11 protein-coding genes are annotated in these 14676 nt (G+C 58.8%); 2 read left to right on the forward strand and 9 right to left on the reverse strand.

All coding sequences use genetic code 11. The features are described from left to right. Positions 1-12 precede the first annotated feature (12 nt). Together ACA079_RS02970 and ACA079_RS02975 are read left to right on the forward strand one after the other, a co-directional pair. A complete protein-coding gene (locus ACA079_RS02970; protein WP_497702524.1) occupies positions 13-804 on the forward strand; it encodes a hypothetical protein in 792 nt (263 codons plus the stop codon). Positions 805-862: 58 nt separating this feature from the next. Next, positions 863-1585 carry a hypothetical protein gene (locus ACA079_RS02975; RefSeq protein WP_497702525.1) on the forward strand — a complete coding sequence of 241 codons (723 nt, stop codon included), beginning with the start codon at positions 863-865 and terminating at the stop codon, positions 1583-1585. A gap of 21 nt (positions 1586-1606) precedes the next feature. Here ACA079_RS02975 and ACA079_RS02980 read toward each other — a convergent pair whose 3' ends face one another. From ACA079_RS02980 to accC, 9 genes are all read right to left on the reverse strand, one after another. Next, positions 1607-4393, reverse strand: coding sequence for a hybrid sensor histidine kinase/response regulator (locus ACA079_RS02980; RefSeq protein ID WP_497702526.1), 2787 nt, complete (start codon positions 4391-4393; stop codon positions 1607-1609). 99 nt (positions 4394-4492) lie between these two features. Next, on the reverse strand, positions 4493-5788 hold the full coding sequence (gene purD, locus ACA079_RS02985) for a phosphoribosylamine--glycine ligase (RefSeq protein ID WP_497702527.1): 1296 nt from the start codon (positions 5786-5788) through the stop codon (positions 4493-4495). Between the two features lie 155 nt (positions 5789-5943). Continuing rightward, positions 5944-7551, reverse strand: coding sequence for a bifunctional phosphoribosylaminoimidazolecarboxamide formyltransferase/IMP cyclohydrolase (purH, locus tag ACA079_RS02990; protein ID WP_497702528.1), 1608 nt, complete (start codon positions 7549-7551; stop codon positions 5944-5946). 81 nt (positions 7552-7632) lie between these two features. After that, positions 7633-7953, reverse strand: a complete 321-nt coding sequence (fis, locus tag ACA079_RS02995; RefSeq protein WP_007907419.1) for a DNA-binding transcriptional regulator Fis — start codon at positions 7951-7953, stop codon at positions 7633-7635. Continuing rightward, positions 7950-8960 (reverse strand): tRNA dihydrouridine synthase DusB, encoded by a 1011-nt coding sequence (gene dusB, locus ACA079_RS03000; protein WP_008153758.1) that lies wholly within the window; start codon positions 8958-8960, stop codon positions 7950-7952. The genes fis and dusB overlap by 4 nt, the downstream gene beginning before the upstream one ends. 185 nt (positions 8961-9145) lie before the next feature. Then, positions 9146-10354, reverse strand: coding sequence for a DUF3426 domain-containing protein (locus tag ACA079_RS03005; RefSeq protein ID WP_497702529.1), 1209 nt, complete (start codon positions 10352-10354; stop codon positions 9146-9148). Positions 10355-10384: 30 nt separating this feature from the next. Further along, the gene (prmA, locus tag ACA079_RS03010; RefSeq protein WP_497702530.1) at positions 10385-11263 is read right to left on the reverse strand and encodes a 50S ribosomal protein L11 methyltransferase; all 879 of its coding nucleotides are present in this window, start codon (positions 11261-11263) and stop codon (positions 10385-10387) included. Positions 11264-11607: 344 nt separating this feature from the next. Next, complete coding sequence (locus tag ACA079_RS03015) at positions 11608-13149, reverse strand: RNA/DNA-binding domain-containing protein (RefSeq protein ID WP_497702531.1); 1542 nt, start codon at positions 13147-13149, stop codon at positions 11608-11610. Between the two features lie 155 nt (positions 13150-13304). Next, positions 13305-14663 (reverse strand): acetyl-CoA carboxylase biotin carboxylase subunit, encoded by a 1359-nt coding sequence (gene accC, locus ACA079_RS03020; protein WP_008153754.1) that lies wholly within the window; start codon positions 14661-14663, stop codon positions 13305-13307. Positions 14664-14676 lie beyond the last annotated feature (13 nt).

Here is a 14676-nt window from a genome sequence, read left to right on the forward strand (position 1 = left end):
AAGGAATTCATTGTGTATAATCAAGCTATCCGTGAAAGTTATGTTGCTGCCTGTATTGAAGCGATTGAAGAGTGTGAGATCGACGAACAGGTAATTATTCGTCCTCGTGGCCTGGTGATGGTGGGCGACGAGATCGAAGCACCGTCGAAAGGCTCCATTGTGGGTGAAGGCGTGTTGGGCTTTTCTGGCAAACTCAATGCCGAAAACAGGTCGGATGCTCAAAACGCGTTTCTCTTTGCAACCCGTGCAGCGAACAAAAAATACCCGGAAGAACATCAGGGCAAAGAGTGGTATTTGAGGTTTCGGGAAGTCATGACCATTGCAGGCTGGACGCCTGTCAGCAAGTACTACAGTGACCTGGAAGTCGGCGGCACCAGCGTTCGTATGGACAAACTGGTGCTGGAGATTCTCGGTTCGGTGGTTGCCGGCGTTGCATTGCCTGGTCCGTCGACTGCGTTGATGCTCAAGGTCGCGAGTGATGCGATCGCGGCCCTGCAAAAGCGTGACACGGCTGCCCTGACTGTTTATGAGCGAAATCTGCTGCAACACGGCGTCGGCGGAGTCTCGGCCGCTGCGTGTGTCGAAGTCGAAGGTGAGGCAATCATGGCCGTGGGTGCCGTGCGTTTTCTTCGCAAGAACAGCTCCACCAAAGTAATGTTCGTGGATGTGGATATCCGAAATGTGAACCTGTATCGCGGCGAAACGGTATTTGCCAAAAATACATTGGTCGCTGATGCAGTTCGTGAGTCCATCAAGAGCAAACTTATCCCGCATAAAGACCAGATCGTAGACATTGAAATCTAATTGATCTGAATCGGCAGCCGGTTATCGGCTGCCTTTTTTTATTGTCGAGGGAGTTGATATGAGTTGCGAGTATTCTGTATTGATCGTTGGGGCTTGTGTCGTGATTATTCCGGCCGCGGATGAGGCGACCCAATATAAGGATCTGGTCGATTCCGTGTTGCTGGCGCAATTGATTGCCAATAAGAAAATCGAAAAAGCTCCGGATATCGACTGGTACAACGCTTATGTAGAATTTCTGGATGACTACTGGCTGCGACGTACAAGAGCGCGACTGGAATGGCCTGTCGCCCAAGACAGTGTCGAGTCTGTCAGCGACTGGGTCATTGCAGCGATTTCAAAAGATGCTGTGGATAAAGGCGGCGCTACGGCGGCAACATTGCAGCGGCTGGCAAGGTTGTCCGGCAACGAGCCCGCAATGGGTTTGCTGCGCGGTCACATGCAGAAAATATCCACGGACGAGTCGGGTGATGTTCTTGCGCCCGCAAAGGCTGTGCGTCTGCTGGTGGTTATAGCGCAGACGCCGACATCGCTCACAAGCGTGTACATCGAGCTTAAGACCCGCCAGATCATCAGTGCCAATCCGCTGGCCCAGCGACATCTGGCCGAGGATGTACAAGGCAGCGTTTGCATGCGCTACGCCAGTGCTAACTTGTCCGGAACCCTCTACGGACCCGTGCGCGACGCCATTGCCTTGAAGGTCAGGGAAAAGTATCAGGACAACGTAGCGATGGTGACGCTGACCGATGATGCTTCGACCATGGAGATCTGCGCAGCAGATTGAGTCATGCCGGAGTTGATTGCCCTACACGCCTGCCTGGAGCGTTGAGGCCGTGCGATTCTGCTGATCACGCTGGGCCACCCAATGCTCGATCAGGTCGCGCAGTTGCGACAGCTCCACCGGTTTGGCCATATGCCCGTCCATACCGGCCTGGCGTGCACGCTCTTTGTGCTCGGCGAGGATGTGCGCGGTCAGCGCCACCACCGGCGTGCGAGTCCGCTGATTACCGACTTCCCAGGCACGCAATTGCTGAGTTGCGGAGAAGCCGTCGAGGATCGGCATTTCGCAGTCCATCAGGACCAGGTCATAACGCTGGGCTTTCATCGCCTGCAAGGCTTCTTCGCCATTGCTGGCGGTATCCGGTTGCAGGTTGAGCTTGCCCAGCATGCCGCGAATCACCTTGGTCGAGATGCTGTTGTCTTCGGCCACCAGGATACGGAAATCACTTGGTACCTTCACCGGTAAGGTAGGGCCGGTGGGCAGGTGCTGCGAGATGGAAAGGCCCTTGTTTCGCTGGTTCAGTTCATCGGCCAACGTCGTCTTGAGGGTGTAGCCGGCCACCGGTTTGGCGAGGATGCGTTTGATCCCGGAGTTGCGCGCGATGATCTTGCTGGGCGCATTGCTGATGCCGGTGAGCATGATCAGCAGGATGTCGTGGTTCAGGCTCGGGTCTTCCTTGATCTTGGCGGCCAGTTGCATGCCGGTCATGCCAGGCATGTTCTGGTCCAGCAGGACCACGTCGAAGTAATCACGCAAGTGGGCCTTGGTGCGCAGCAGCGCCAGCGCTTCCTTGCCGGACGCTACGGCGCTGACATTCAGGCCCCAGGCGCTGCACTGTTGCACCAGCACTTTGCGACACGTGTCGTTGTCGTCCACCACCAACACCCGTGCACCCTGCAGCGGGCCATCAAGGTCAGACGTCGGGTGTTCGAGGCGGTCAGGGTCCAGCGGCAGGGTCAGCCACAAGGTGCTGCCCTGATTGGCGCCGCTCTTGACCCCGAACTCCCCTTGCATCAAGCGAATCAGCTGACGGGCGATCACCAGCCCCAGGTTGCCTCCCAAACGGGTGGCCGAGAGGAAGTGCTTGCTGTGCAGTTCGGCGTGCATCAATGCGTCGCGTTCTTCGGTGTCCATCGGCTCGCCGCTGTCCTGCACGGCAATGCGCAAGCGCGGTTTGGCACTGCGCTCATCGAGCGCGACGACGATCAGGATTTCGCCTTCGTCGGTTTTCTTCAGGGCGTTTTCCAGCAGACTCAGCAGGGTCTGACGCAGGCGAGTGGGGTCGCCGCTGATGACGCGCGGCACTTGCGGCTGGATAAAGCTGATCAGCTCGACGTTCTGCTGTTCGGCCTTGGCGCGGAAGATGCTCAAGCAGTCTTCGATCAGCGCGTTGAGGTCGAACTGCACATCGTCCAGTTCGATCTGCCCGGACTCGAGCTTGGAGATGTCGAGAATCTCGTTGATCAGTGTCAGCAGTTCGTTGCCGGCACTGTGGATGGTCTGTACATAGTCGCGCTGCTTGACCGAGAGCGGCGTGCCCAGCAGCAGCTCGGTCATGCCCAGCACGCCATTCATCGGGGTGCGGATTTCGTGGCTGATTTTTGCCAGGAATTCGGCCTTGGCGTTGATCTCGGCGTTGCTGGCGGCCAGGTCGCGGCTGACGCTGAAACGGTCTTCGGTGATGCTGCGCTGACGTTCGCTCAAGGCAATGCTCATTAACACGCCGCTGATGCAGATCAACCCCAGCAGCGTCATGATCAAGCCCTGCGGGGCGACCAGGGTCAATCCCAGCAGTGCCGGCAACATGATCAGAGTGCCAATGTTGAACACCACCATCGCCGCGACGAACAGGCGCGCCGGGCGATAACCTTTTTGCCAGTGATAGGCGCTGACGAACAACATGCTCAGACCTGCCAGAGCGACCAGGGCGTAGGTCATGATGTTCAGCGGCAGCGTGTTGACGAATAACAGCAGCAAGCCGCAGACCACGATGAACAGAATGTCCCCCAGCAGCAGCTTGTTTAGCGGGTGCGGGCCGAGTGGGGCGAAGAAGCGATAGGCGAACATCAGGCCGCATGGCGCCGTCAGCAGCAAGGCGAGGTAGGCGCCGGGTGTCTGCACCGCGTGCCAGTTCGGCAGCCAAGGCCCTGCCAGATTCAGCAACAGCAACAGGCTGAGCATCAACAATACTTCGCATCCGGCCAGCCAAAAACTGCTGCGTGAGCGGGTATAGGCGTAGCGGACGAGGCTGTGCAGGATCAGCATCGCGATACAGCCGAACAACAGTCCGTAGATCAACGTCTGATTCTGATTGGCCGCGGTCATGACCGCCGACTGCAGGGTGATGTAAGGCCGCAACTGATGGTCGGAGACCAGTCGCAGGTAAACGTCGAGAGGTTTTTCGTTTTGCGGCAGCGGCAACATGAAGTCGCTGCTGGGCAGTGGCCGTTCAGCCTGGGGCTGGCCGGTGCCGGTGTTCAGTTGCTCGATCAGCGTGTCGCCGTCCAGCACATACAGATTGAGGTGCGACAGGTCGGGAGCGAATACCCGCAGCAACTGTTCATGCTTGCCGGGAGCGAGTCTGAAACGCAGCCATAACGCGCCATCGGGCTCGGCGGCGGTGAGGCGGTCGAGTTCAATGGGGCTGAATTGATTGGTGTAGCGAGCGGAACGGATGTCGCTGAGCTGCAGGTCACCCTGTTCGTCGAGCAATACCGCCCAGCCACTGCCTTGCGCGGCCTGGGCCGGGAGCATGCAGAGCAAGGTCAGCAGAGTGACGGTGAAACCTATGGCAATCCTGAGCCAGCGCACGGCGAAATCCCTTCGTAGGTTAATGCCAGAATATAACTATGCGCGGCGCCGGAATAGTCCGGCAAGGGCCCGAAGCCCTTGCCTGGCCGAATGGCGTTCTTATTCCTGATTTTCGCCACGCTCGCGGGCAATGGCACGGTAGCCAATGTCCTTGCGATAGAAACAGCCTTCCCAGTCAATTTTGGCCGCCAGCTTGTAAGCCTGTTGCTGAGCGGCATCGACGCTGGCACCCATTGCCGTGGCGCAGAGTACCCGACCGCCGGCCGTCACCACTTGACCGTCCTTGAGTGCAGTACCGGCGTGGAAGACTTTGCCTTCCAGTGCTGCAGCTGCATCGAGGCCGTTGATGGCAACGCCTTTAGCGTAGTCACCAGGATAGCCGCCCGCCGCCAGTACGATGCCGACGCTCGGACGCGGATCCCATTGTGCTTCGACCTTGTCCAGGGCTTGCGCCAGCGCCGCTTCGACCAGCAACACCAGGCTCGACTGCAAACGCAGCATCACCGGTTGGGTCTCAGGGTCGCCGAAACGGCAGTTGAACTCGATAACTTTTGGGTTACCAGCCTTGTCGATCATCAGACCGGCGTACAGGAAACCGGTGTAGACGTTGCCTTCATCGGCCATGCCGCGCACGGTTGGCCAGATCACCAGGTCCATGACGCGCTTGTGCACTTCAGCGGTCACAACCGGGGCAGGGGAGTAAGCACCCATGCCGCCGGTGTTCGGACCGGTGTCGCCGTCGCCGACGCGTTTGTGGTCCTGGCTGGTGGCCATCGGCAATACGTTCTTGCCGTCGACCATGACGATGAAGCTGGCTTCTTCGCCATCCAGGAACTCTTCGATCACCACGCGCGAACCGGCATCACCGAATGCGTTACCCGCCAGCATGTCGCGTACGGCGTCTTCGGCTTCGGTCAACGTCATGGCAACGATCACGCCTTTACCGGCGGCCAGGCCATCGGCCTTGATCACGATCGGTGCGCCTTTTTCACGCAGGTAAGCCAGGGCAGGCTCGATCTCGGTGAAGTTCTGGTAGTCGGCGGTCGGGATCTTGTGGCGCGCCAGGAAATCCTTGGTGAAGGCTTTCGAACCTTCCAGCTGAGCAGCGCCAGCGGTTGGACCGAAGCAATCCAGGCCACGGGAGCGGAACAGATCGACGACACCAGCGACCAGCGGCACTTCCGGGCCGACGATGGTCAGGGAAACATTCTTCTCGGCGAAGTCTGCCAGCTGTCCAAGGGCCAACACGTCGATAGCGACGTTCTCGCACTTGGCTTCAATGGCGGTGCCGGCGTTGCCCGGAGCCACGAAAACTTTCTGCACACGCGGATCCTGAGCCACTTTCCAGGCCAGGGCGTGTTCACGGCCACCGCTGCCAATGATCAAAACATTCATTTCAAAAACCTCGGATGACGCTAATTCTGGAGGCAGCGTTGAAGCTGCTTTTCTGTGGGAGCGAGCTTGCTCGCGATGGCGGCGGCACATCCAGCATCAATGTGTCTGAAAGGGCGCTATCGCGAGCAAGCTCGCTCCCACATTTGATCGTCGTATCAGTGACGGAAGTGGCGCATGCCGGTGAAAACCATGGCGATGCCGGCTTCATCAGCAGCGGCAATCACTTCCGCATCACGCATCGAGCCGCCTGGCTGGATCACTGCGGTAATGCCAACCTTGGCTGCGTTGTCCAAGCCGTCGCGGAACGGGAAGAACGCGTCGGAGGCCATCACCGAGCCTGCCACCTGCAAACCAGCGTGTTCAGCCTTGATCGCTGCAATACGAGCGGAGTTCACGCGGCTCATCTGGCCAGCGCCGACACCGATGGTCTGACGGTTCTTGGCGTAGACGATGGCGTTGGACTTGACGTATTTGGCGACTTTCCAGGCGAAGATCAGGTCGTGGATCTCTTGCTCGGTCGGGGCGCGTTTGGTCACGACTTTCAGGTCGTCGGCACCGATCATGCCGATGTCGCGGCTCTGTACCAGCAGGCCACCGTTGACGCGTTTGTAGTCCCACGCAGCAGCGCGATCAGCCGACCACTCGCCACAGGCCAGCAGGCGCACGTTGGCTTTTGCCGCCACGATGGCGCGAGCTTCTTCGCTGACGCTTGGGGCGATGATCACTTCGACGAACTGACGCTCGACGATGGCCTTGGCGGTTTCAGCATCCAGTTCGCGGTTGAAGGCGATGATGCCGCCGAACGCCGACTCGGTGTCGGTGGCGTAAGCCAGTTCGTAAGCCTGACGGATGCCGCCTTCGGCGTCCGGGCTGACGGCCACGCCGCACGGGTTGGCGTGCTTGACGATCACGCAGGCCGGTTTGACGAAGCTCTTCACGCATTCCAGCGCGGCGTCGGTGTCGGCCACGTTGTTGTACGACAGCTCTTTGCCTTGCAGTTGGGTCGCGGTGGCGATACCAACTTCGGCAGGCTTGGTTTCAACGTAGAACGCCGCGCTCTGGTGCGGGTTCTCGCCGTAGCGCATTTCCTGAGCCTTGACGAACTGGCTGTTGAAAGTGCGCGGGAACTCGCTGCGACCTTCGGTGCTGAGGGTGTCAGCCGCCTGGTTCACGGTGCCCATGTAGTTGGCGATCATGCCGTCATAGGCTGCGGTGTGTTCGAAGGCCTTGAGCATCAGGTCGAAACGCTGAGCGTAGGTCAGGCCGCCGGCCTTGAGGCTTTCAAGGACGCTGGCGTAGTCGCTGGCATTCACCACGATGGCCACGTCTTTGTGGTTTTTTGCAGCTGAACGGACCATGGTCGGGCCGCCGATATCGATGTTCTCGATCGCGGTCGGCAGGTCGCAGCCTGGTTTGTTGATAGTCGCTTCGAACGGGTACAGGTTGACCGCTACCAGGTCGATCGGCTTGATGCCGTGCTCGTTCATGATGGCGTCATCGATACCGCGACGACCGAGGATCCCTCCGTGGATTTTCGGATGCAGGGTTTTCACCCGACCGTCCATCATTTCTGCGAAACCGGTGTAATCCGCGACTTCCACTGCGGCAACACCGTTGTCGCGCAGCAGCTTGAACGTTCCGCCGGTGGAGAGGATCTCGACGCCCAGGGCTTCAAGCTCTTTGGCGAATTCGAGGATCCCGGTCTTGTCGGAAACGCTGATCAAGGCGCGGCGGATCGGCAGGCGGGTAGTCTGGTCGGTCATTTCAATTTCCATCAAAAGCAAAGGAGTCAGCAAAAAAGGCGACCGTTTTTACGCGGGCGCCTTTCTGGTTTGATTGAATGCTTACAGCAAATCGTACTGCTTGAGTTTCTTGCGCAGCGTGCCTCGGTTCAGCCCGAGCAGCTCGCTGGCCTTGGTCTGGTTGCCCTTGACGTAGTTCATCACGCACTCGAGCAGGGGAGCCTCGACTTCGGAGAGCACCAGGTTGTACACATCCGTGACGGCAGCGCCTTCAAGGTGGGCGAAATAATTGTGCAGCGCCTTCTCGACACTCCCGCGAAGGGTCTGACCTTCTTCGCTCGGCGTATTGAGGTGCTGTTTCAAATTCACGTTGTCGCTCACGGGTGTTGTTCCACTCACTAAAGTCTCGGTCATCATCGTCATGCGGCCACCTCGTCTCCGTCCCCTGTCAGGCTCTTGTAACGTTCGGCGAAGAAGCCCTGAACGTTGGCGCATTGTGCTTCCGTATCTTCCAAACGATTGAAGTGGGCGCGAAACTCCCTGGCGCCCGGCAAGGTTGCGAGATACCAGCCCACATGCTTTCGAGCAATGCGTACGCCCATGACGTCTCCATAGAAGACGTGCAGCGCAGCCAGATGCTCTAGAAGAATGCGTTCCACCTCGATCAGTTCCAGTGCCGGGAGTTTCTCGCCGGTACGCAGAAAATGATCGATCTCACGAAAAATCCATGGCCGCCCCTGGGCGGCCCGGCCTACCAGCAGGCCATCGGCACCGGTCGCATCGAGCACGTACCGGGCTTTCTCTGGCGAATCGATATCGCCATTGGCAAAGACCGGAATCGACACGGCCTGCTTGATCGCGGCAATGGTGTCGTACTCGGCTTCGCCGGTGTACAGATCGGCACGGGTGCGGCCATGAACCGCCAACGCCGTAATGCCTGCCTGCTCGGCGATCTTCGCCACGGTCAGGCCGTTCTTGTTGTCCCGGTCCCAGCCGGTGCGGATCTTCAGGGTGACCGGCACATCAACCGCAGCCACTACGGCCTGCAGGATCTCGGTCACCAGTGCTTCATCTTTCAACAGTGCGGAACCGGCGGCCTTGTTGCAGACCTTCTTCGCCGGACAGCCCATGTTGATATCAATAATCTGTGCGCCCAGTTCAACGTTGGCCCGGGCCGCATCCGCCAGCATCTGTGCATCACCACCGGCGATCTGTACCGAGCGGGGCTCGGGATCACCTTCGTGGATCATGCGCATCCGCGATTTGCGGGTGTTCCACAAGCTCATGTCGCTGGTGACCATTTCCGAGACTACAAGTCCTGCGCCCAGTCGCTTGCACAGCTGACGAAAGGGTTGGTCTGTGACCCCCGCCATCGGGGCGAGAATCAAGCCGTTGTGCAATGTGTAAGGACCGATGCGTACCGCCGACATAGGACTTCCCTGTTGTGGGGTCGGATCATGAGAGTTCGAAAAAGGGTTGGCATGATACCCGCTCTCGATGACTGGATAAAGGCTGAATTGAACAAAATCTGAACAGTTATTCTGTTATCGCCAGCGGTTTGGTGTGAGCGGTCAAAGTCAGAAATATGCCGTCAAAGCCGTAACACTGAACCGTTTCACTCGGGCGAATGGAAGCTCAGGCTGTAATTCACCGCTTTGGAGCCTGGATCGAGGATATCCAGTGCGATGTGGATTGGCGTTTGCGGAGGCATCTCCGCCATCCCTTCGAGATCGCCGTTGAGGTACTCGCCGGGCTTGAAGCGACGGCTGGCGATCAGGTGGCCGTTGAGGTCGGCAAAACGCAACTCCAGCAGCGGGAAAGGCTGGGAGAAGGGCGCGCGGTTGTAGATGATCGCGTCGACCACCAGTGCGCCGTTGAAGTCCGGGTGACTGCGGACCACCAGGTTGCTGCTTTTGATTTTGGCGATGTCGACTTTGGATGGCACGGTGCAGCCGATTTGTGGGCACAGTTGCTGGAACCACGGACGGTACTGGTCCTGACGCGCCAGCTCCTCGAAATGGTAGGCGATGTACTGGCCGGCGAGCGCGGCGGCGCCGAGCAGGATCAACAGCAGCCAGAAAAATCGGCGCCCCCAGGGTGAACGGCGTTTTTGCCAGTCCAGTTGCAATGGGTCATCGGTCAGGTCTTGCAGGGCTTCGGCGCGGACAGCCGGCTCACGCTTTTTGCGCACAGGCTCGATCGAGGGCAGATCGTCGTCGATGTCATCGGTCGCCGACAGGCGTTCGTGATGCATCGGTACGTCGAGTGGGTCGTGCAGGCGCAGCTGTGGCGGCAGAGACTCGTCGTCCAGTTCCACCGGTTCCAGGGACAGCGAAGGTTCGGTGCGCGAGTATTTGCTCGGATCGAGTTCCAGCTCTGGCAAGTCGGCTTCAGTGGTCTGCGCACGATCGGCAGCCGATTCGCTGAACAGGCTGTCGGGCCACGGCGCTTCTTCGTGCTCGACGGTATCCCGGCTGGCACTCAGGTTGTCTTCGCGGGGCCGGCTGAATTCCGTGGTCGGCTGGATCTCCCGTTGTTCGAGGCGGGCGAGTTCTTCGTCCAGGTCCAGACTGTCCAGATCCAGCTCGGCGGCGGTCCATTGCTTTTGGCTGATGGCCCGCGGCTCCGGCGGTTCGACGATGGCCGGGGCAGCCGGCGTGATCGCGTCTTTGCCGGCCCGTTGCTCAAGTAGCTGCTTGGCGGCGTTGAACACCTGCAAACACGAGCCGCAACGAACCACCCCGCGGGCCACGCTCAATTGAGCATGGCTGACGCGGAAGCTGGTTTGGCAATGCGGGCACTGGGTGACGAAGCTGTCGGTCATGCGGCGATCCGGTTTATGCAGGCGCTCATTCTAGCGCCGACGGCCAGTGATGCGCACCCAGCCATCGCGATTGGCGATCGGGTCCAGATCGAAGTCCTGAGCGTAGGCTTTGGCGACTTCGTCACCTTGCTCCGCGAGGATGCCCGACAACGCCAGACGACCGCCCGGCTTGACCAGGCTGGACAATTGTGGCGCCAGGGAAACCAGCGGGCCGGCAAGAATGTTGGCCACCAGCACGTCGGCCTGAACCTGCGGCAAGTCTTCTGGCAGATACAGCGGGAACAGCTCTTCGGCAATGTTGTTGCGCCCGGCGTTATCGCGGGAGGCTTCCAGGGCTTGCACGTCGATATCGGTACCGACGGCTTGCTTGGCGCCCAGCAGCAGGGCGGCGATGGCCAGAATCCCTGAGCCGCAACCGAAGTCCAGCACGTTGCAGTCTTTCAGGTCCTGACCGTCAAGCCATTCCAGGCACAGCGCGGTAGTCGGGTGAGTGCCGGTGCCGAACGCCAGGCCCGGATCCAGCAGCAAATTCACCGCGTCAGGCTCGGGTGCGGCGTGCCAGCTCGGAACGATCCACAAGCGCTGGCCGAAACGCATCGGCTGGAAACCGTCCATCCAGCTACGTTCCCAGTCCTGGTCTTCGATGACTTCGCTGTGATGCTCGGGCAGCGGGCAGCCGGTCAGCAACTCAAGGTGGGCCAGTACGGTGGCGGCTTCGGTGCCACCTTCGAACAGGGCCAGCAGGTGCGTGTGCGACCACAGCGGCGTGGTGTTGAGTTCCGGCTCGAAGATCGGCTGATCTTCGGCGTCCATGAACGTCACCGATACGGCGCCCACTTCAAGGAAAGCGTCTTCGTAGGTTTCGGCTTGTTCTGGGCTGATGGCGAGACGGACTTGCAGCCAAGGCATGGCGGGCACCTTTGAAAAATATTGATTGCAGCCTAGCGGGCTGCGAGAAGCGCGCAAGTTTACGCGAGCGCGCGGCTTTTGTGGGAGTGAGGTAGCTCCGAACGCAGCAGCGATGTTGCAACGCGCACCTGTAGCAGCTGGCGAAGCCTGCGTTCGGCTGCGAAGCAGTCGTGAAATCAAGCGATGCGGTATTTCTGGAAGACCGCGCACTCAGGTTTTACGACTGCTTCGCAGCCGAACGCAGGCTTCGCCAGCTGCTACAAGTATGCGCGGTGGTCCATAGATCGAAACCTTCAGAAACAACAAAGCCGCCCGAAGGCGGCTTTGTTGGTCTGGATCACATATTAATGCTGATTCCCTGCATTATTGGCTGTGAGCCATTGCAGGCCTTTGTTTGTCAGACGATAGCGTTGCAGGCGGCTGTTGGGGCGTTCAGGCAGTGTCATTTCAAGCACCCCGGCGGCCATGGCCGGCAGTATGTAAGCCTTGCGGAAGTGGTCGGCGTTTTTCAGGCCCATTCTGGTTTGAAGTTCCAGCCTGCTCATGTTGCCTTCAATGGCCCTTAGCACCGAAGCGACTTCCATGTTGACTTCCATGTTGACTTCCATGGTTGTTGCTTCTGCTCTCTGTGACTGAGGGTGCGCTGGAAGCCGTACGACATACGAAATCCGATCATCGTCGGTTTCAAATAGTGGCGCAGGTGAGCCATTGACCGCCATGACCTTGAGAATTTTCGGGATGCCTGTCGAGCGGCCTTCGGTCAGACTCAGTTCTTTCAGGAACTCACCAATTCGCCGGTTACGGTAGCGGCGGCTCATGGCGCGGCCTATTCGCAGGTCCTCCATTCGAATCGAGCGGTCTGGCCCCGGAAAGCTCAGAATCACCAATTCTTCCTGGCTGATGCGGACCTCAATAGGTTCGCGTTCTTCATAGGACCGGTGATAAACGGCATTGACCAGCGCCTCTTCAATTGCTGCGAAGGGGAAATTCCAGATCCGTGTAGCTTCGGCGCGGTCTGCGTGTTTGATCACTGTTTCATGCAGGTAGTTGCGCTGGATATAGGCCAGTGATTCGCGGGTTATGGTTGCCAGTGGCCCCTTGAAGATCTTTTCGTCAAAGCGATCACCACCAGCACCCTCCGGAAACCACAGCACATCAATCTGTGTGCCGGGGAAGAATCGCTCTGGGGCTGGGCTAAAGAACATCAGGCCAGCATTTTTAGGCCATGGCGACTCGATCGGGCCTCCCACGACGTTCATTTGTCGCCCTAGCGCTTCGGTAGACAGAACTGCTGCATCCTCGGCCAAGGCACTGCCCACTTCTTGCAGAAAGCTTTGCATTAGAGGTTTGGACAGATCACTGACACGAGCGCCCAGATTGAAGCGATCATCAAAAGGCACCTTGGCAGTAAGGCTCAAGAGTTCTTGTTCGGTTTCGCCATTGGCTTCCACCGTGCTGCTGTAGCGACGGATGTAGTAATGCAAGCTTCTATGTTTGGCTGTCACAGCCGCCGGAGCTTTATAGGGGCGATTTTGCCCACCGGGCGCCCATAGCACGATTAACTTGCGACCCTCGACCTCTTCCATACTCAACACTGGAAAGTAAGCAGGCTGAATTGATTGGCAAGCCGCTAGCAGTTCGAGCTGGATCTTATCGAGCGCCTGATCGGAAAGCCCCTGTGGAGGAAAGATCGGCTGACCATTGGCATCGCAATCCTGCCCAATCACAACGTAACCACCGCCCAGGTTTTCGAAGTCGTTGGCGAAAGCGCAGAGCGTGCGAATGATCGGATCAGGATTCCAGCCTGATTTGTATTCGACTCGCTCACCCTCGACTGTCCGCTGGCGCAAGAGATCGTTGAGATTGATGGGCAGTTTTACAGGCATGGGCTGGCTCTGGTTCATCGGCGTTGCGCTGATAAGAGGGCGATTATAGCCAGCCCGGACAGACCGGTGCCTGTCAGATTAGCCCCGTAGGGATGGGTGAAACCTTCAGAAACAACAAAGCCGCCCGAAGGCGGCTTTGTTGATGGGGTCGAAGCTTAGTGCTTTTCGCCAGCCAGCTTGTGTTCCAGGTAGTGGATGTTGATTCCACCTTTGCAGAAGCCTTCATCGCGGACCAGATCGCGGTGCAGCGGGATGTTGGTCTTGATCCCGTCGACAACGATTTCGTCCAGCGCATTGCGCATGCGCGCCAGGGCTTCGTCACGGGTTGCGCCGTAGGTGATCAGCTTGCCGATCAACGAATCATAGTTCGGCGGAACGGCATAGCCACTGTACAGGTGGGAATCGACGCGAACGCCGTTGCCGCCTGGAGCGTGGAAATGCTTGACCGTGCCAGGGCTTGGCATGAAGGTTTTCGGGTCTTCGGCATTGATCCGGCATTCAAGTGCGTGACCGCGGATGACGACGTCTTCCTGGGTGTACGACAGCTTGTTGCCAGCGGCGATGCTGAGCATCTCCTTGACGATGTCGATGCCGGTGACCATTTCCGAAACCGGGTGCTCAACCTGAACGCGGGTGTTCATTTCGATGAAATAGAACGCGCCGTTCTCGTACAGGAACTCGAAAGTACCCGCGCCACGGTAGTTGATGTCGATGCAAGCCTTGACGCAGCGTGCAAGGACTTCAGCCCGTGCCTTCTCGTCGATGCCCGGTGCCGGCGCTTCTTCGAGAACCTTCTGGTGACGACGTTGCAGCGAGCAATCGCGGTCGCCCAGATGGATGGCGTGGCCTTGGCCGTCGGAAAGTACCTGAACTTCCACGTGACGTGGGTTGGTCAGGAATTTTTCCAGATAGACCATCGGGTTGCCGAACGCCGCGCCTGCTTCGGTGCGGGTCAGTTTGGCGAAGGAGATCAGGTCTTCTTCTTTATGCACAACGCGCATGCCGCGACCACCGCCGCCGCCAGCGGCTTTGATGATCACCGGGTAACCGACTTCGCGACCGATGCGCAGAGCGGTTTCTTCGTCTTCAGGCAATGGGCCGTCGGAACCCGGAACGGTTGGAACGCCAGCCGCGATCATGGCGTGCTTGGCCGATACCTTGTCGCCCATCAGGCGAATGGTGTCGGCTTTCGGGCCAATGAACGCGAAGCCGGAGTTCTCGACCTGTTCAGCGAAATCAGCGTTTTCCGCAAGGAAACCGTAGCCTGGGTGAATGGCGGTAGCGCCGGTCACTTCAGCCGCGGCGATGATTGCCGGGATGTGCAGATAAGAATGCGCGGCCGAGGCCGGGCCGATGCAGACGGATTCGTCTGCCAGACCCAGGTGCATCAGCTCTTTGTCGGCCTTGGAGTAAACGGCGACAGTCTTGATGCCCATCTCTTTGCAGGCACGCAGGATCCGCAGGGCGATCTCACCGCGGTTGGCGATCAGAACTTTTTCCAACTTCGCAGTCATCAAAGTTTCTCCG

The organism is Pseudomonas sp. LBUM1645, from assembly GCF_059716185.1.

Bases quoted from the DNA above. Each gene is read 5' to 3' on its own strand.
- ACA079_RS02975 (WP_497702525.1), top strand. From the start codon at position 863: ATGAGTTGCGAGTATTCTGTATTGATCGTTGGGGCTTGTGTCGTGATT.
- purD (WP_497702527.1), bottom strand. From the start codon at position 5,788: ATGAATGTTTTGATCATTGGCAGCGGTGGCCGTGAACACGCCCTGGCC.
- purH (WP_497702528.1), bottom strand. From the start codon at position 7,551: ATGACCGACCAGACTACCCGCCTGCCGATCCGCCGCGCCTTGATCAGC.
- fis (WP_007907419.1), bottom strand. From the start codon at position 7,953: ATGACGATGATGACCGAGACTTTAGTGAGTGGAACAACACCCGTGAGC.
- dusB (WP_008153758.1), bottom strand. From the start codon at position 8,960: ATGTCGGCGGTACGCATCGGTCCTTACACATTGCACAACGGCTTGATT.
- ACA079_RS03005 (WP_497702529.1), bottom strand. From the start codon at position 10,354: ATGACCGACAGCTTCGTCACCCAGTGCCCGCATTGCCAAACCAGCTTC.
- prmA (WP_497702530.1), bottom strand. From the start codon at position 11,263: ATGCCTTGGCTGCAAGTCCGTCTCGCCATCAGCCCAGAACAAGCCGAA.
- ACA079_RS03015 (WP_497702531.1), bottom strand. From the start codon at position 13,149: ATGCCTGTAAAACTGCCCATCAATCTCAACGATCTCTTGCGCCAGCGG.
- accC (WP_008153754.1), bottom strand. From the start codon at position 14,663: ATGACTGCGAAGTTGGAAAAAGTTCTGATCGCCAACCGCGGTGAGATC.